The sequence below is a fragment of the Streptomyces sp. NPDC003042 genome, from assembly GCF_053591315.1.
Map to the genome: position 1 here is coordinate 17,321 of NZ_JBSFTP010000047.1, position 18,049 is coordinate 35,369.

The following is an 18,049-nucleotide window of genomic DNA, read 5'->3' on the forward strand; positions in this document are numbered from 1 at the left end:
GATGATCCGTACAGGGCGGGCGATTGACCCATTCGCATTGCCCGCCCCGTACCCGGCCCGCTATTCGGTTCGCAGCTCGGCCCGTTGTTCGGGACGCACTTCCTTCCGGAGCCGGAACCACATGAAGCCGTGCCCCGCCAGGGTCAGCAAGTACGGCCATTCGCCGATCGGCGGGAAACGCACATCGCCCGTGAGCTCCACGGGGACCCGCCCGTTGAACGACCGCAGATCGAGCTCTGTGGGCTGCGCGAAGCGCGAGAAGTTGTGCACGCACAGCACCAGGTCGTCCCCGAACTCGCGCAGGAACGCGAGTACGGCCGGGTTGGACGAGGGCAGTTCGGTGTACGAGCCGAGCCCGAAGGCGGGGTTCGCCTTGCGGATCTCGATCAGCCTGCGGGTCCAGTGCAGCAGTGAGGAGGGCGATGCCATCGCGGCCTCGACATTGGTGACCTGGTATCCGTAGACCGGGTCCATGATGACCGGCAGGTTCAGCCTGCCCGGATCGCAGGAGGAGAAACCGGCGTTGCGGTCCGGGGTCCACTGCATGGGCGTGCGGACGCCGTCGCGGTCACCGAGCCAGATGTTGTCGCCCATGCCGATCTCGTCGCCGTAGTAGAGGATCGGCGAGCCGGGCAGGGACAGCAGCAGGGCGGTGAACAGCTCGATCTGATTGCGGTCGTTGTCCAGGAGCGGGGCGAGCCGGCGCCGGATGCCGATGTTGGCCCGCATGCGCGGGTCCTTGGCGTACTCGGCGTACATGTAGTCGCGCTCTTCGTCCGTGACCATTTCGAGGGTCAGCTCGTCGTGGTTGCGCAGGAAGATGCCCCACTGGCAGCGGTCCGGGATCGCCGGGGTCTTGGCCAGGATCTCGGAGACCGGGTAGCGCGACTCCCGTCGCACGGCCATGAAGATGCGCGGCATGACGGGGAAGTGGAAGGCCATGTGGCATTCGTCCCCGCCCTTCGCGTAGTCCCCGAAGTAGTCGACGACGTCCTCGGGCCACTGATTGGCCTCGGCGAGCAGGACGGTGTCCGGGTAGTGCGCGTCGATCTCCTCGCGGACCCGCTTGAGGAGGGCGTGGGTGCGGGGGAGGTTCTCGCAGTTGGTGCCCTCCTCCGCGTACAGGTAGGGCACGGCGTCGAGGCGGAAGCCGTCGATGCCGAGGTCCAGCCAGAAGCGCAGCGCGGAGACGATCTCCTCCACCACGGCCGGGTTCTCGTAGTTGAGGTCCGGCTGGTGCGAGAAGAAGCGGTGCCAGTAGTACTGCTTGCGCAGCGGGTCGTACGTCCAGTTCGAGGTCTCGGTGTCGATGAAGATGATGCGGGCGTCCTGGTACTGCTTGTCGTTGTCGGCCCACATGTAGTAGTCGCCGTACGGCCCCTCCGGGTCCTTGCGCGACTGCTGGAACCACTCGTGCTGGTCGCTCGTGTGGTTCATGACGAAGTCGATGATCACCCGCATGCCGCGCTGGTGCGCGGCGTCCACGAACTCCACGAAGTCGGCGAGGTCGCCGAACTCGGGGAGCACGGAGGTGTAGTCGGAGACGTCGTAGCCCCCGTCGCGCAGGGGTGAGGCGAAGAAGGGCGGCAGCCAGAGGCAGTCGACGCCGAGCCACTGGAGGTAGTCCAGCTTGGCGGTGAGCCCCTGGAGGTCTCCCACGCCGTCGCCGTTGGTGTCGTGGAAGGACCGGACCAGGACCTCGTAGAAGACGGCCCGCTTGAACCAGTCGGGATCGCGGTCCTTGGCGGGGGTGTCCTCGAACGTGTCGGGGACGGGATCGTTGATCATCATGTGGTGGGTGACCCTCCGGTGGGCGGGGACGGTCGCAGAGCGGCCAGTACGTGCGCGGGCGTGCGGCCCGGCTCTAGACGCACGTAGTTCGCCCTGCCCCAGTGATAGGTATCGCCGGTGAGCTCGTCGCGCACCGCGAGGGACCCGTGCCAGTCGAGGCCGAGTACCGGCATGTCCAACGAGACCGTCGCCTCCTGGGTGTGGTGCGGATCGAGGTTGACGACCACCAGTACGGAATTGCCGCCCGCGTGCTTGGAATAGGCGATCACCTGTTCGTTGTCGGTGGAGTGGAAGTGGATGTCGCGCAGCTGCTGGAGGGCCGGATTGCGGCGGCGCAGCCGGTTCAGGGTGGTGATCAGCGGGGCGATCGTGCGGCCCTCGCGGTCCGCGGCGGCCCAGTCGCGTGGCCGGAACTCGTACTTCTCCGAGTTCAGGTACTCCTCGCTGCCCTCTCTGACCGCGGTGTTCTCGCAGAGCTCGTAGCCGGCGTAGACGCCCCAGGTGGGGGAGAGGGTGGCGGCGAGGACGGCTCGGACCTCGAAGGCGGGGCGGCCGCCGTGCTGGAGGTATCCCGGCAGGATGTCCGGGGTGTTGACGAAGAAATTCGGCCGCATGACGGAGGCGGACCGGGTGTCGGCCAGTTCGGTCATGTACTCGGTGATCTCCGCCTTGGTGTTGCGCCAGGTGAAGTACGTGTACGACTGCTGGAAGCCGACCGAGGCGAGCGCCCGCATCATGGCGGGGCGGGTGAAGGCCTCGGCAAGAAAGATCACATCCGGGTCCGACTTGTTGATGTCGGCGATCACCTTCTGCCAGAAGACGACAGGCTTGGTGTGCGGATTGTCGACCCGGAAGATCCGGACGCCGTGATCCATCCAGTACCGCAGGATCCGCACCGTCTCCTCCACGATGCCGGCCATGTCGGTGTCGAAGTGGATCGGGTAGATGTCCTGGTACTTCTTCGGCGGATTCTCGGCGTACGCGATCGTCCCGTCCGCGCGGTGGCGGAACCACTCCGGGTGCTTCTCCACCCACGGGTGGTCGGGGGAGCACTGGAGGGCGAAGTCCAGCGCGACCTCGATGCGCAGCTCGCGGGCGCGCGCGACGAAGGCGTCGAAGTCCTCGATGGTGCCCAGCTCGGGGTGGACGGCATCGTGGCCGCCCTCCGTGGACCCGATGGCCCACGGCACACCGGGGTCCCAACTACCGGCCGACAGCGTGTTGTTGGCACCCTTGCGATACGTGCTCCCGATGGGGTGGATGGGCGGCAGATAGACCACGTCGAAGCCCATGGCGGCGATCGCGGGCAGCCGCTCGGCGGCGGTGGCGAAGGTGCCGCTGACCGGCGCCTCACCGGGCTCGACCACGGCCCCCTCGGAGCGCGGGAACATCTCGTACCAGGAACCGAAGAGCGCACGCTTGCGTTCGACGAGGAGGGGCAGTGCCTTGGCGGAGCTGACCAGCTCCCGGTACGGGCGCTTCGCGAGCGCCGCGTCCACCGCGGGCGCGAGCGCGGCGGCGTACCGCTGCGCGACGGGCCGGTCCTCGTCGCGCATCACGTCGGCGGCGGCCAGCACGGCTTCGCGGCCGTCGCGCTTGGGGATCCGCGAGCCGGCCCGCTCGTAGAGCTCGGCGCCTTCGAGGAGGGTGATGCCGGTGTCGAGGCCCGCCGGGATCTTGATCGCGGCGTAGGCCCGCCAGGTGGCGACGGGATCGCTCCACGCCTCGACGGTGTAGGTCCACCTCCCCTCGACCTCGGCGGACACGCGGGCCCCCCACCGGTCGGTACCGGGGGCGAGCTCGCGAAGCGGCACGGGGGGCCGCAGCCGCCCGCGGGGATCTCGGAGTACGACGTGGGCGCCCACGGCGTCGTGTCCCTCGCGGAACACGGTGGCCGAGATCTCGAAGACCTCGTCCACGACCGCCTTGGCGGGTCTGGCGCCGCAGTCGACGGCGGGGCGGACGTCCAGCACGGGAATGCGACCGATCATGATGGGATCACCTGGGGGCAGTTCGCAGGGCTCGGTGACAACAGGCCAGCCGCGAGGGCAGCTGGTAGCGCACGCTCTGTTCGCTCTGTTTCTAGCCGCTCGGAAGACGGCTGGGCTGCGGGCATGGCCGCTCCTGTCCGCGTTCACTCGGGTGGCGGGGAGAGGTTGGTGGCGGGTGCGCCGTGCGTGTACGTATCGCGTACCCGGGGAGCCCTTCCCACTCTCACCCCGCCCAATCCGCGCTGTTGGTTAACTACTCGTACGTAGTGGCACGCGGATCACCAAGGGCCGGATCGAGATCCGCCGAGGCTCCGTCAAGTCGGCGAGGATGGGTCGATGGACTCCGAGATACCCCCTGTCACCCCTGTCCCGTCCGCCTCTTCCGGCCCGCCCGCGAGGGGGGTCCAGCCGGTGTTCGATCTGCCCTACGGGATGGTGTTGCGGCCGTGGCACGAGGTTGACGCGCCGGTGCTGGAGGCCTCCTACGAGGACCCGGACATCCGGCACTGGAACCGGCCGGAGCAGATGTCCCGGGCGCAGGCGGTGGCGCGGATCGCGGGGTGGCAGCGGCGCTGGACCGCCGGGGAGGCGGCGATCTGGGCGGTGGCCCCCTCGCCGGATTCCGCTCCGGTGGGCCTCATCGGCCTCGCCGACTTCGATCCGGCGGCCGGCAGCGCGGAGTTCCTGTACTGGCTCCTGCCGGCCGGGCGGGGCCGGGGAGTCATGACGCGGGCCGTGACCGCGGTGTCCCGCTGGGCCTTCGAGGACATCGGCCTGCACCGCCTGCGGATCTGCCACTCGGTGGCCAATCCGGCCTCGTGCGCCATCGCCGTGAAGGCGGGCTTCCCGCTGGAGGGCACCATGCGCGAAGCCCTCCTCCACGCGGACGGCTGGCACGACGAACACCTCCACGCCCGGCTGGCGACGGACGCGTAGCCGTTGCGCCGGCCCGGCCGGGCGGGGCGCGGGGGGCCCGTTCGCTCCCCGTCCCGCCACTTCCCGCGCGGCCGTGCCCGGGCTCGGTGCTTCGCCCGCGCGAACGCGCGGGGGGCCGCCGCGCGCGGCGTGAGGCGGGATGGTTCGGCGGGGGGTGTCGGGGATAGCCTTCCGGGGGCGATGCGCGGTGCACAGCGTGGTGCGGCCGCTTCGATCCGTCATCCCCTGCGAAGGTGGACACGTGAAGGCTATCCGTCGATTCACCGTGCGCCCCGTCCTCCCCGAACCCCTGATGCCGCTCGCCGAGCTCGCGCGCAATCTGCGCTGGTCGTGGCATACGGAAACCCGCGAACTCTTCCAATCCGTCGACCCCGAGGGCTGGCATGCCGCCGGCGGGGATCCCGTCCGGCTGCTCGGTGCCGTGCCCGCCGCCCGGCTGGCGGAACTCGCCGCCGACCGGCGGTTCCTGCGGCGGCTGGCCGTTGCCGTCGCCGACCTCGATGACTACGTCCACGGCGGGAGGTGGTACCAGAGTCACGAGAGCGGCGACGCGCTTCCCGCCGCGATCGCCTACTTCTCACCCGAGTTCGGGATCACCGCCGCCCTTCCCCAGTACTCCGGCGGGCTCGGGATCCTCGCCGGGGACCACCTCAAAGCCGCCAGTGACCTCGGTGTGCCGGTCATCGGGGTGGGACTGCTCTACCGGCACGGCTACTTCCGCCAGTCGCTCTCGCGCGACGGCTGGCAGCAGGAGCACTATCCGGTCCTTGATCCCAACGAACTGCCCCTCGCCCTGCTGCGCCAGGAGGACGGCAGCCCCGCCCGCGTGTCGCTCACGCTGCCCGGCGGGCGGTCCCTGCACGCGCACGTCTGGCAGGCCCGCGTCGGGCGGGTGCCGCTGCTGCTGCTCGACTCCGACGTCGAGGACAACGACGCCGGCGCCCGCGAGGTGACCGACCGGCTCTACGGCGGCGGCAGCGACCACCGGCTGCTCCAGGAGATGCTGCTCGGGATCGGCGGCGTGCGCGCGGTGCGCACGTACTGCCGGATCACCGGGCATGCCGATCCCGAGGTCTTTCACACGAACGAGGGCCACGCCGGGTTCCTCGGGCTCGAACGCATAAGGGAACTGGACGGCGAGCGCGGCCTCGGCTTCGACGCCGCCGTCGAAGCCGTGCGCGCCGGGACCGTGTTCACCACCCATACGCCCGTGCCCGCCGGCATCGACCGCTTCGAGCGGGCCCTCGTCGCCCGGCACTTCGGCGAGGGCGGTGAGCTGGCCGGCGTACCGGTCGACCGGATCCTGGAGCTGGGTGCCGAGAGCTATCCCGGGGGCGATCCCGGCGTGTTCAACATGGCCGTGATGGGGCTGCGCCTGGCCCAGCGCGCCAACGGCGTGTCCACCCTGCACGGGGAGGTCAGCCGCGGCATGTTCGCCGGGCTGTGGCCGGGCTTCGACGCCGCCGACGTGCCCATCGTGTCCGTGACGAACGGCGTGCACGCCCCGACCTGGGTCGCCCCCGAGGTCATGCGGCTCGGCGCCCGCCAGATCGGCGCCGGGCGGGCCGAGGACGCCCTCGCGGTCGGCGGCTCGCCCCGCTGGGACGCCGTCGCGCAGATCGCCGACCAGGACGTGTGGGACGTACGGCGGGCCCTGCGCGAGCAGCTCGTCCAGGAGGTACGGGACCGGCTGCGCGCCTCGTGGAAGCAGCGCGGGGCCGCCGACGCCGAACTGGGCTGGGTGGACTCCGTACTCGACCCGGACGTGCTGACGATCGGTTTCGCCCGGCGCGTGCCGTCGTACAAGCGGCTCACGCTGATGCTGCGCGATCCGGAGCGGCTGCGCAGGCTGCTGCTGGATCCGGACCGCCCGGTGCAGATCGTCGTCGCGGGCAAGGCCCACCCGGCGGACGACGGCGGGAAGCGGCTCGTGCAGGAGCTGGTGCGCTTCTCGGACGATCCGCGGGTGCGGCACCGGATCGTCTTCCTGCCGGACTACGGCATGGGCATGGCGCAGAAGCTCTACCCGGGCTGCGACGTCTGGCTGAACAACCCGCTGCGGCCGCTGGAGGCCTGCGGGACCAGCGGGATGAAGGCCGCGCTCAACGGCTGCCTCAACCTCTCGGTGCTCGACGGCTGGTGGGACGAGTGGTTCGAGCCCGACTTCGGCTGGGCCATCCCCACGGCCGACGGCCTCGGGAGCGACGAGGACCGGCGCGACGACCTGGAGGCGAACGCCCTCTACGAGTTGATCGAGGGGAGGGTCGCGCCCCGCTTCTACGACCGGACCGGGGTCGGCGGCCTGCCCGTGCGGTGGATCGAGATGGTCCGGCGCACCCTGGTGTCGCTGGGGCCGAAGCTGCTCGCGGGACGGATGGTGCGGGAGTACGTGGAGCGGCTCTACGCTCCCGCCGCACTCTCCCACCGCGCCCTCACGCAGGAGGCCGCGCGGGACCTCGCCTGGTGGAAGGGGCGCGTCCGGGCGGCCTGGCCGCGGGTCGCCGTCGAGCACGTGGAGGCGGTCGCCGCCGCCCCGGTCCGCGGCACCGCCGAGCTGGGGGCCACCCTCACGCTGCGGGTGCGGGTGGCGCTGGACTCGCTCGCGCCCGAGGACGTGGAGGTGCAGGCCGTCGCGGGCCGGGTCGACGCGCAGGACGTGATCCGGGACGCGCGGAACTTCCCGCTCAAGCCCGCCGCCGGGCCGGACCTGGAGGGACGCTGGGTGTACGAGGGCCCGCTCGCCCTGGACCGTACGGGCCCCTTCGGTTACACGGTACGGATCCTGCCCGCGCATCCGCTGCTGGCGACCCCGGCCGAACTGGGTCTGGTCGCGGCCCCCGTGGACACCGACGGGGTGGGCGGCGTCCTGCTGCGCTGAGCCGGGCCGGGGGACGGGCGCGCCGGGTCCGCCGGCCGCCCGTCCCCTTCCGTATGCCGCACCGGGAGGGTGAACCTTCGCACGCGCTGCGCGCGGCGGATCGTTTCGGCGGCGACGTCGGCTCCTACGCTGCCGCCCATGCGCACCCGTACCGCCGCCGCGACCGCAGCCGTCGCCGCCGCCTTCGCCCTCGTCCTGCCGGCCGCCGCACCGTCCTCCGCCGCCTCCGGCGGCTTCGTGTACACCTTCACCGACGGCTGGGGCGAATCGGCCACCGCCGTGCTCGTCCGCCCCAACGACCACGTCTGCATCGACCTCCCCGGCGTCGGCGGCACTCCCGCCACCGACCTGGTCAACGAGACCAGCGGCACCGCCCTGCTCTACAGCACCAGGGGTTGCGTCGGCCACCCCATGGACGCGGTGAGGTCCGGAGACGACTCCATCATCCGCACCTACTCCGTGCGCTTCGTCCCGTCGGACTGAGCCATGGAAACAGGGCCGCCCGGGGAGGTTTCCTCCCGGGCGGCCCCGCGTCGGTCGTCAGGTGGGTCTGTCAGTGGTCACTCACCGGGGGTTTTAGAAGGTGAGCTTCCAGCTGTTGATGTAGCCGGTGTCGATGCTGGCGAGGTCGGCGACCCGGAGCTTCCAGACGCCGGCCGCGACCTCGGACGAGGCGTTGACCGTGAAGCTCTGGACGATGTTGTCCGCGCTGCCGCCGGTGCGGTTGCGCAGGTTGTAGACGGTGCCGTCGGGGGCGACCAGGTCGACCCTGAGGTCACCGACGTAGGAGTGGACGATGTTCACGTCCACCTTGAGGGCGCTCGACGCGTTGCCCGTGCGGTTCACCGTGATCGGCGAGTCGACCGTCGAGTTGTCCGCGATCTGGTAGTCGGCCGTGTTCTCGAACACGGTCTGCTGGCTGGTGCCGACCGTCCAGGTGAACGCCGCCGTGCCCGACTTGCTCTGCGCGTCGGTCACGGTGACGGTCACGTTGGACGTGCCCGCCGTGCTCGCCGTGCCGGAGATCAGACCGGTGGAGGCGTTGATCGACAGTCCGGCCGGCAGGCCGGTCGCCGCGTAGCTCAGCGCACCGGCGTTGGTGCTGGAGGCCTGGATCTGCAGGCTGACCGCGCTGCCCGTGACGGTGTTCTGGTTACCGGGGTTGGTGACCGAGACACCGCTCACGACGCGCGGGCCGACGTTGACGGCCGCCCAGGCGTTGGCCGCGTTGTTGTACGTGGCCGAGCCGGCGCCGTACAGATCGGCGGCGGCCTGCAGGGTGGCCGTACGGGCGGCCGCGTAGTTGGTGTTCGACTTGAACAGACCGGTGGTCAGCGCGCGGAACCAGATCTTCGAGGCGGCGTCGCGGCCGATCGCGGTGACCGGAAGACCGTCCGAGGTCGGCGAGTCGTAGCTCACGCCGTTGACGACCTTGGCGCCGGAGCCCTCGGAGGCCAGGTAGTACCAGTGGTTGGCCGGGCCCGAGGAGTAGTGGACGTCGATGGAGCCGATGCCCGAGTACCACGCGTCCTTGGACGAGCCGTCCTTGCTGGGCTTGTCCATGTAGCGCAGCGGGGTGCCGTTGCCACGGATGTCGATCTTCTCGCCGACCAGGTAGTCGCCGACGTCCTGCGCGTTGTTGGCGTGGAACTCCACGGCCGCCGCGAAGATGTCGGAGGTCGCCTCGTTCAGGCCGCCGGGCTCACCGCTGTAGGTCATGTTGCCGGTGACCGAGGTCAGGCCGTGGGTCATCTCGTGCGCGGCCACGTCGATGGAGGTGAGCGGCTTGGCGTTGCCGTCACCGTCGCCGTAGGTCATGCAGAAGCAGGAGTCCTGCCAGAAGGCGTTGACGTAGTTGTTGCCGTAGTGGACCCGGGAGTACGGGGCCACGCCGTCGTTGCGCAGGCCGTTGCGGCCGTGCACGTTCTTGTAGTAGTCCCAGGTGAGGGCCGCGCCGTAGTGCGCGTCGGCGCCGGCCGTCTCCAGGTTGGCCGGCAGGCCGTTGCCCCAGGTGTCGTCCGGGCCGGAGAAGAGCGTGCCGGTGCCGGAGGTGCCGCGGTTGAGGTTGTAGGTCTTGTGGGCGCCGCGGACGGCGTCGGTCAGGTTCCAGGTGCTGCCCGACTGCGTGGTCCCGAGGGTCACCTGGCCGCTGTACTGCGTGTTGCCGGTGCCGGTCTCGACGGCCTGCCACTCGGTGATCTTGGCGCCGGTCTTGGCGTCGGTCACCACGTGCAGCTCGTTGGGCGTGCCGTCGTGCTGGAGGCCGCCGACGACGGTCTCGTAGGCGAGGACCGGAGCGCCCTCGGCCGCCCAGATCACCTTGCGGGCGTTCTTGGAGGCCTTGGCCTCCTTCGAGCCCTCGGCGTTGGCGGCGGAGACGGCCTGGCTCTCGGCGGCGGCCGGGGTCACCGAGGCGTCGGTGTCCGCGACCTTGATCTCGTGGTTCGTCGCCTTGGTGACGCTCTTGGTGACGCCGTCCTTCGCGTGGACGGTGAGGTCGCCGCCGAGTACGGGCAGACCGTCGTAGGTCCGCTCGTACGAGGTGTGCGTGGTGCCGTCGGCGTCCTTGACCACGTCGCGGACGACCAGCTTCTCGCCGCTGCCGAGGCCGAGCGCCTTGGCGGCCTGCGCGGTGGTCGAGTTGGCCTCGGCGAGGAGCGTCGCACGCTCCGAAGCGCTGAGTTTGAGGTTGGCCGCGCCCGGGTTGGGCTGGGCGGCCGTGCGGGCCTGCGACGCGGTGGCGTCGGCGGTTGCGGTGCCGGCCTGTATGCCTACGGCGATCAGGGCCGCCGCGGCGATGAGCGCGCCGGCAGCGGTGGCACGCCTCTGGGGGGTGGGACTCAACGCAGACTCCTTCTGCAAGGGGGGTTCCGGATGGCTGGGTGGGCCTCCGGGCAGATCGGGCTGGTGCGATGAACGGTCGAAGAGTGCCACCTGTGGGCCGTGATGTCAGGGCCGCGTCAAAATGTTGGCCGGAAACAGTCCGTTGTCCGAAGATACGTATCCGGTATCCGAACCATTCACCTTCGTGTGCGAAGGCGTAGCGCGGAATTCGGAATGCCTGATACCGATCGCCGGCGCTCGGGCGGCAACGGACCTCGTTCACGCAAACGGCATCTACCGTACGGGCGTTTGTCGTACTGTTTCCCGGTGCGCCACATGCCGGTAGCCAGGGGAAGCCACGGGCAGGCGCCACTGCCATAGACCACGTGCCAGGGGGGCCCATGAGGCATGTCCATATTCCTGCGCAAAGGGTGGCCAGAACAACCGGGGAGTCGGGGGGGACGGCAACTGCGCCGGCCCGGCGGCTCGGTGACAAGAACCGCTGGTACCTGCCCGCCGCCGTCACCGCCGACTTCGTCGGCGCCGCCCTTCCCGTAGGCCTCGTCTTCGAGGCCGCGCAGCAGGCCAGGCCGCTGTACTGCGCCGTCGGAGCGGCCATGGCGTGGACCGGGGTGCAGGCGCTGCGCCACCGCTACGCGGCCCGGGTGCTCGGCGAGAGCCGGGCTGTGCTGCCCGTCGTCCACGACTGGCTGATTCTGATCGGAGTCCTCGCCGTCGTACGGGTGCTGACGGGGGAAAGCACCCCCCGGCTGGCCGCCCTCGGGGCGCTGCTGCCCGCACTGTTCATCACCGTCGCCTGCCACAAGCTCACCTACCGCCACCTCACGGCCGCCCGCCGCGAGGCACATGCCGTCAGCCGGGTCCTGGTCGTCGGGGAGCCGGACACCGCCGAGGGCGTCATCGCGCACCTCGCGGCGCGCACCGACCACCCCTACGTCGTCGTCGGCGTCGTCCCCGTCGGGGCGGGCGAACTCACCAGCGGTACCCCCGTCGCGGCCCGGCTCGACGCCGTGATGTCCGGGCCCCCGCACGGGGACGCCGCCGCCGTGCTGGGCGCCGTCCGCAGCCACCACGCCGACCTGGTGCTCGTCGCGCCCGGCGCGCGGGTCGGCGGGGAGCGGCTGCGCCGCATCGCCTGGGCCCTGCACGACGAAGGGCTCGAACTGGCCGTCTTCCCCGGGCTGGTGGAGGTCTCCGTCAAGCGGCTGGAGACGCTGTCCGCGGGCGGGCTCGCCGTGCTGCGGATCGCGCCGCCCGTGCGCCGGGGGGTGCAGACCCTGCTCAAGTCGGGGCTGGACCGCACCGGGGCGGCCCTCGGGCTGCTCGTGCTGTCACCGCTCTTCCTCGCGGTCGTCCTGGCGATCCGGCTGGGCTCGCGCGGCCCGGCCCTGTACAGCCAGCGCCGGATCGGCCGCGACGGAACGCCGTTCGTCATGTGGAAGTTCCGCACGATGGTGGTGGACGCCGACCGGCTGAAGGCCGAGCTGTCGGGGGCCAACGAGAACGACGGGCTCATGTTCAAGATGCGTCGCGACCCCCGGGTGACCCGGGTGGGCCGACTGCTGCGGCGGACCTCCATGGACGAACTGCCGCAGCTGTACAACGTACTGACCGGCAGCATGTCGCTGGTCGGTCCGCGTCCGCCGCTGCCGGAGGAGGTGGCGCGCTACGACGAGGTCGAGCTGCGCCGGCTCGCCGTACGGCCCGGGATGACGGGCCTGTGGCAGATCAGCGGGCGCTCCGACCTGTCGTGGGACGAAACGATTCAGCTCGATCTGCAGTACGTGGACAACTGGTCCTTCACCAGCGACGTCGACGTGATGGGCCGCACCCTCCGCGCCGTCGTCGACGGGCGCGGAGCGTACTGAGGGGCCGGGGTGGAATCAGTTCTGGTCGAGCCACCAGCGGTAGGTGGCGGCGATGCCGTCCCGCAGCGGGATGCCCGGCTTCCAGCCCAGCGAGGTCAGACGGGAGACGTCCAGCAGCTTGCGCGGGGTCCCGTCCGGCTTGGACGTGTCCCAGGCGAGCCGGCCCCGGAAGCCGGTCACCTCGGCGACCGTCTCGGCCAGCGCCCTGATGGTCAGGTCCTCGCCGCAGCCGATGTTGACCGGCTCGCCGCCGTCGTAGCGCTCCAGCAGCACCGCGCAGGCGGCGGCCAGGTCGTCGACGTGCAGGAACTCCCGGCGGGGGGTGCCGGAGCCCCACAGGGTGACCTCGTCACGCCCCTCGGCGGCGGCCTCGTGGAAGCGCCGGATCAGGGCGGGCAGGACGTGCGAGGACTCCAGGTCGAAGTTGTCGCCCGGGCCGTAGAGGTTCGTGGGCATGGCCGAGATGTACGAGGCCCCGTACTGCTTGCGGTACGACTGGACCTGCACGATGCCGGCGATCTTCGCGAGGGCGTAGGCCTCGTTGGTGGGCTCCAGCGGGCCGGTCAGCAGGGCGTCCTCGCGGATCGGCTGCGGGGCCAGCTTGGGGTAGATGCACGACGAACCCAGGAACAGCAGCCGGCCGACCCCGGCGCCGTGCGCGCCGGCGATGACGCTGAGCTGGATCTTGAGGTTGTCCTCCAGGAACTGCACCGGGTACGTGCTGTTGGCCATGATCCCGCCGACCTTGGCGGCGGCCAGCACGACGGCGTCCGGGCGGACGTCCCTCAGGTACGCCTCGGTCGCGGCGGCGTCGCGCAGGTCGAGATCGGCGCGTCCCCGGGTCAGCACCTCGTGGCCGTCGGCGGTGAGTCGCCGGACGACCGCGGACCCCACGAGGCCGCGGTGACCGGCGACGAAGACGCGGGCGTGCGGGGGCAGGAGCGGCAGCGAACGTGTCATACCGCCGATGATGCCAGGCCGCTGCCGCGGGTTCCGGGGCAGCCCGGGATCCCGTCGGGACGGCGCCGACCCGTGACCGGCGGGGACGGCGGCGGAGTTCCGGGGCCCCCGGCCGGCGGCGCGCGCCGCGTGGCCGATCGCCGCGCCCCGCAGGCCGGTTCGGCATGCGGCGGCTGTCGTGCTGTGGCCGGGTCGTGGGTGTGGGCGCGGTGTGCGGCTTGCGAGCGGTCGCTGCCGGGGCTTCCGGCGCAGCCGGGAGTCCCGGCGGGACGGCGCAGGTCCGGAACCGTGTTCCGGACCCGGGCCGGCGGGTCGCGCCGCGTGGGCGATCGGCGTGCCCCGCGGGCCGGTTCGGCGTGCGGGCGCGGGGCGGGCACCGGCGGTGGCGGGGCCGGTGGCGGGCGGAATCCGCCGCAAAGACGGCCGGACCGGGCGTGTACGGTACGCATCCAGCCCCCGGCCGGGCGCTTCCGTGCCGGGACCTGGCGGGGCGTCCGGCCGGAGCGGGGCGGCTCCCGGGCCGCAGGCCCCGAGCCCCGTCATCCGGCCGGCCGGGCCAGAGTCAGACCGAACCACGACGAACGAACTCCAGGGGGACCCCACATGGGCAAGACCGCGCTGATCACCGGCGTCACCGGACAGGACGGCTCGTACCTCGCCGAGCTCCTGCTGTCCAAGGGCTACACGGTGCACGGGCTCGTGCGGCGGTCCTCCAGCTTCAACACGGAGCGGATCGACCACATCTACCAGGATCCGCAGACCGCCAACCGGTCCTTCGTCCTGCACCACGCGGACCTGTCCGACGGCGTCGCCCTGGTGAACCTGCTGCGTGACATACGACCCGACGAGGTCTACAACCTCGGTGCGCAGTCCCACGTCCGCGTCTCCTTCGACGCCCCCCTCTACACCGGCGACGTCACCGGCCTCGGCGCCCTGCGCCTGCTGGAGGCCATCCGGGCCAGCGGCGTGGACACCCGTATCTACCAGGCCTCGTCCTCCGAGATGTACGGCGCGACCCCGCCGCCGCAGAACGAGGGGACCCCCTTCCACCCCCGCAGCCCGTACGGGGCCGCGAAGGTGTTCGCGTACTGGACCACGGTCAACTACCGCGAGGCGTACGGCATGTTCGCCGTCAACGGGATCCTCTTCAACCACGAGTCCCCGCGCCGCGGCGAGACGTTCGTGACCCGCAAGATCACCCGCGCGGTCGCCCGGATCAAGGCCGGTCTCCAGGACCACCTCTACCTCGGCAACCTCGACGCCGTCCGCGACTGGGGATACGCCCCGGAGTACGTGGACGCCATGTGGCGGATGCTCCAGCAGGACGAGCCGACCGACTACGTGGTGGCCACCGGAGTCGCCGCGACCGTCCGCGAGTTCGTCGAGTCCTCCTTCACGCACGCGGGCCTCGACTGGAACGAGCACGTGCGCTACGACCCCAAGTACGAGCGCCCGAGCGAGGTCGACGCGCTGATCGGCGACGCCTCCAAGGCGCGGGAGATCCTCGGCTGGAAGCCGACGGTCCTCGTCCCCGAACTGGCGCGGATCATGGTGGACTCCGACGTCCGTCAGGTCGAGGACCAACTGGCGGGCGTGACGGTCCGCATCGACCGCTGAGGTCCCAGAGGTCCCAGAGGTGCCAGAGGCGTCAGAGGACTCTGATGCCTCTGGCACCTCCGCATTTCGCCTACGATTTGCCGTGTCCCGGTCATCCCCGTGGTGCTCCCGCGGGGTGTGACCGGGGACAAACCTGCCGTATGTCCTCAGGACGCCCTCTCTGCCGAACCCTGTTGATTCCAAGTTGGTATGCAATTGGGTCAAGTGAGGTGACCGGTCCGTCAAGCGGGCCCTAGTCTGCGCGAAGTACATATGGCTGTTCGGATAGTTCCAGCCATCAAAGCGGGCAATTGCCCTGGGGGGCTCATGCGTAGATCCAGAGGGCTGACTGCTGCCCTCGTCCTGTCACTGGCCGGTGTCGGCACCGGTATAGGCCTGGTGCTGATGCCCGAGGCGTCCGCCATCACGCCGCCGGTGGCATTCACCGCCGACGAACTGCCCACCTGGCAGCCGAACGGCGTCGTCTGGGCCATGGACCAGGCGAACGGAACCGTCTTCGCCGGCGGCACCTTCTCGGCGGTCAGCCCGCCCGAGGGCATCGGCAGCGGCACCGAGCAGGAGGCCGTGAACTTCGTGGCGCTGGACGCCGCCACCGGCAACCCCAGCTCCTGCAAGCTGGCCTTCACCGTCGGCGACGGCACCGCGACCGTACGGGCGCTGGTCGTCTCCAAGGACAAGAAGACCCTGTACGCGGGCGGCTACTTCGGCGCCGTCAACGGAACCCCGGTATCCAGCGTCGCGGCGATCGACATCGCGAGCTGCACCCCCAAGGCCTCGTTCCACCCGAACTTCCCCGCCACCGTGCGCGGGCTCGCCGTCACGGACGACACCCTCTACGCGGCCGGTGACTTCGGTACCGTCCAGGGCGAGATCCGCGAGCGGTTCGCCGCGGTCGACGCCACCTCCGGTGCGCTGAAGCCCTTCACCGCCAACGCCGACGAGCCGGGCCGCGCCGTCGAGGTCAGCAACGACGGCCAGCACGTGCTGCTGGGCGGTGACTTCTTCGCCGTCAACGGCACCAACTCGCACGCGCTGGCGGTCGTCAACGCCACCACGGGCGCGGTCACCAAGACGTACAGCAACATCCCGTCGAACTCCGTCGTGAAGGACATCTCCGCGGACGCGACGGGCTACTACACCGGCAACGAGGGCTCCGGCGGCGGCGTCTTCGACGGCCGCCTGGCCCTGAACCCCGACTTCAGCGAGAAGTGGCGCGACCGCTGCCTCGGCGCGACCCAGTTCGTACTGCCCCACGACGGTGTGCTGTACAGCTCCTCGCACGCGCACGACTGCTCCACCGAGCTGGAGTTCCCCGACGGCAAGCGGCACTTCCTGCTGGCGCAGCCGACCGACCACGAAGGCGCCGCACCCGCGCCGGTGGACGGCTTCGTGCGCGGCCCGCGCAAGCTCGGCTGGCACCCCACCGCGAACGACGGCCTCGGCGAGGGCATCGGCCCGCGCGTCATGGCCGTGGCGGCGAAGAACGACGTTTCGTACATGTGGGTCGGCGGTGAGTTCACCCTCATCAACGGCAAGCCGCAGCAGGCCCTGACCCGCTTCGCCTCCACCGGCGACGTCGGCGCCCCGACCACCCCGGTCGCGAGCGCCGCCAGCGTCAAGCCCGGCGAGGTCCAGGTCCGCTGGCGCACCAGCTACGACCAGGACGACAGCAAGCTGACGTACCGGATCTTCCGCAACGGCTCGGGCACCCCGGTCCACACCATGACCGCCGACTCCCTGGAGTTCGAGCGTCCCCAGGCCTCCTGGACCGACACCACCGTCAAGGCCGGCCAGTCGTACAGCTACCGGGTGACCGCGAGCGACGCCGCGGGCAACACCAGCGCCCTGTCGGCGAACGTCTCCGTGACGGTGCCGACCTCGGTCCAGGCCTACCCGGACAAGGTCCGCACCGACGGCGCCAAGCTGTACTGGCGCTACGACGACACGGTCAGCCCGTACGTCGCGGACTCCTCGGTCAGCGGCAACACCAGCGGCATCCAGGTCAACGCCCCGGCGCTGCGCCAGACCCCCGGCGCCGTCACCGGTGCCAGCACGGCGATGGGCTTCAACGGCACCAACGAGCAGGTCTACAGCGACCACCGCCAGTTCGTCGGCACCTCGTACACCATCGAGACCTGGTTCAAGACGGGCACCACGCGCGGCGGCAAGCTGATCGGCTTCGGCAACAACACCGTCTACAGCAGCGGCTCGTTCGACAAGATGCTGTACATGACCAACACCGGCCGGCTGGCCTTCGGCGTCTACAACGGCTCGGCCCGCACCATCACCACCGGCCTCTTCGACACGTACAACGACAACAAGTGGCACCACGTCGTCGGCACGCAGGGCCCCGGCGGCATGGCGCTGTACGTGGACGGCAAGAGCAAGGGCACGCTTCCCGTCACGAACTTCCAGTCGTACGCGGGCTTCTGGCACGTGGGCGGCGACAACCTCAGCGGCTGGCCGAACCGTCCGACCAGCAACTTCTTCGCCGGGCAGATCGACGAGACGGCCGTCTACCCGACGGCGCTGACCCAGGCCCAGATCACGTCCCACTTCGACCTGGCCAAGGCGCCCACCGACACGGTCTCCAAGGTCGTCGCGACCGAGGACACCTACATCAACCAGGGCGCCCCGGGCACCGCCTACGGCACGTCCACGTCGCTCGCGGTGCGCGGCACCTCGGCGTACGAGACGTACCTGCGCTTCAGTCTCCCGGCGGCCCCCGCCGGACAGGTCCTGAAGGCCGCCTCCCTCCAGGTCAAGACCACGACACAGACCGGCGCCGGGACGGCGGACACCGTTTCCGTGGTCCCGGTCACCGGCACCTGGAGCGGCGCCGGCACGACGTTCAACACCAAGCCCACCCTCGGCACCACCGCGCTCGGCAGCATCGCCGGCGTGCCGGACGGCTCGGCGGTCCAGAACGTCGAGCTGGACACCGCCGCGCTCTCCGCGGTGCTGGGCAGCAGCTACAGCCTCGGCCTGACGGGCACGGGCACGGACCCGCTGTGGATCTGGTCCTCGGAGTCGACGGCGGTGGACGCGGCTCCGCAGCTGATCCTCACCTTCGGCCAGCCGTAACCGCCTGACGGCGTACGGGGCCCGGCCACTGGCGCCGGGCCCCGTACACCTCTCTCACCCGAGTCCCCAGTAAGTACGGG

General features: G+C 70.8%; 10 protein-coding genes. 6 read left to right on the plus strand and 4 right to left on the minus strand.

The window, feature by feature from the left end; translation table 11 throughout:
- Positions 1-60: 60 nt before the first annotated feature.
- The gene (treS, locus tag ACWDYJ_RS22380; protein ID WP_451567346.1) at positions 61-1,791 is read right to left on the minus strand and encodes a maltose alpha-D-glucosyltransferase; all 1,731 of its coding nucleotides are present in this window, start codon (positions 1,789-1,791) and stop codon (positions 61-63) included.
- Positions 1,788-3,782, minus strand: a complete 1,995-nt coding sequence (locus ACWDYJ_RS22385; RefSeq protein ID WP_451567347.1) for a maltotransferase domain-containing protein — start codon at positions 3,780-3,782, stop codon at positions 1,788-1,790. Before ACWDYJ_RS22385 ends, treS begins: the two co-directional genes overlap by 4 nt.
- Before the next feature lie 411 nt (positions 3,783-4,193).
- On the opposite strand from ACWDYJ_RS22385, the gene ACWDYJ_RS22390 reads away from it, so the two are divergent.
- The 3 genes from ACWDYJ_RS22390 (at position 4,194) to ACWDYJ_RS22400 (ending at position 8,079) form a co-directional block, all read left to right on the plus strand.
- Positions 4,194-4,718 carry a GNAT family N-acetyltransferase gene (locus ACWDYJ_RS22390; protein ID WP_451567348.1) on the plus strand — a complete coding sequence of 175 codons (525 nt, stop codon included), beginning with the start codon at positions 4,194-4,196 and terminating at the stop codon, positions 4,716-4,718.
- A 241-nt stretch (positions 4,719-4,959) separates the two neighbouring features.
- Positions 4,960-7,596 (plus strand): alpha-glucan family phosphorylase, encoded by a 2,637-nt coding sequence (gene glgP, locus ACWDYJ_RS22395; protein WP_451567349.1) that lies wholly within the window; start codon positions 4,960-4,962, stop codon positions 7,594-7,596.
- A gap of 138 nt (positions 7,597-7,734) precedes the next feature.
- The gene (locus ACWDYJ_RS22400) at positions 7,735-8,079 is read left to right on the plus strand and encodes a hypothetical protein (protein ID WP_451567350.1); all 345 of its coding nucleotides are present in this window, start codon (positions 7,735-7,737) and stop codon (positions 8,077-8,079) included.
- Between the two features lie 93 nt (positions 8,080-8,172).
- On the opposite strand, the gene ACWDYJ_RS22405 is transcribed toward ACWDYJ_RS22400, so the two are convergent.
- Positions 8,173-10,440, minus strand: coding sequence for a M4 family metallopeptidase (locus ACWDYJ_RS22405; protein ID WP_451567351.1), 2,268 nt, complete (start codon positions 10,438-10,440; stop codon positions 8,173-8,175).
- Between the two features lie 380 nt (positions 10,441-10,820).
- Here ACWDYJ_RS22405 and ACWDYJ_RS22410 point away from each other — a divergent pair, with 380 nt between their 5' ends.
- The gene (locus ACWDYJ_RS22410) at positions 10,821-12,308 is read left to right on the plus strand and encodes a sugar transferase (protein ID WP_451567352.1); all 1,488 of its coding nucleotides are present in this window, start codon (positions 10,821-10,823) and stop codon (positions 12,306-12,308) included.
- A 15-nt stretch (positions 12,309-12,323) separates the two neighbouring features.
- Here ACWDYJ_RS22410 and ACWDYJ_RS22415 read toward each other — a convergent pair whose 3' ends face one another.
- A complete protein-coding gene (locus tag ACWDYJ_RS22415; RefSeq protein WP_451567353.1) occupies positions 12,324-13,268 on the minus strand; it encodes a GDP-L-fucose synthase family protein in 945 nt (314 codons plus the stop codon).
- Between the two features lie 603 nt (positions 13,269-13,871).
- Here ACWDYJ_RS22415 and gmd point away from each other — a divergent pair.
- Together gmd and ACWDYJ_RS22425 are read left to right on the plus strand one after the other, a co-directional pair.
- Positions 13,872-14,885: a GDP-mannose 4,6-dehydratase gene (gene gmd / locus ACWDYJ_RS22420; protein WP_451567354.1), complete on the plus strand. Its 1,014-nt coding sequence runs from the start codon at positions 13,872-13,874 to the stop codon at positions 14,883-14,885.
- 306 nt (positions 14,886-15,191) lie between these two features.
- The gene (locus tag ACWDYJ_RS22425; RefSeq protein WP_451567355.1) at positions 15,192-17,969 is read left to right on the plus strand and encodes a CBM96 family carbohydrate-binding protein; all 2,778 of its coding nucleotides are present in this window, start codon (positions 15,192-15,194) and stop codon (positions 17,967-17,969) included.
- Positions 17,970-18,049: the final 80 nt, after the last annotated feature.

Excerpts from the sequence above, each read along its gene's own strand:
- ACWDYJ_RS22410 (WP_451567352.1), top strand. The coding sequence starts at position 10,821 with ATGAGGCATGTCCATATTCCTGCGCAAAGGGTGGCCAGAACAACCGGG.
- ACWDYJ_RS22425 (WP_451567355.1), top strand. The coding sequence starts at position 15,192 with ATGCGTAGATCCAGAGGGCTGACTGCTGCCCTCGTCCTGTCACTGGCC.
- ACWDYJ_RS22385 (WP_451567347.1), bottom strand. The coding sequence starts at position 3,782 with ATGATCGGTCGCATTCCCGTGCTGGACGTCCGCCCCGCCGTCGACTGC.
- ACWDYJ_RS22415 (WP_451567353.1), bottom strand. The coding sequence starts at position 13,268 with ATGACACGTTCGCTGCCGCTCCTGCCCCCGCACGCCCGCGTCTTCGTC.
- ACWDYJ_RS22400 (WP_451567350.1), top strand. The coding sequence starts at position 7,735 with ATGCGCACCCGTACCGCCGCCGCGACCGCAGCCGTCGCCGCCGCCTTC.
- gmd (WP_451567354.1), top strand. The coding sequence starts at position 13,872 with ATGGGCAAGACCGCGCTGATCACCGGCGTCACCGGACAGGACGGCTCG.
- treS (WP_451567346.1), bottom strand. The coding sequence starts at position 1,791 with ATGATGATCAACGATCCCGTCCCCGACACGTTCGAGGACACCCCCGCC.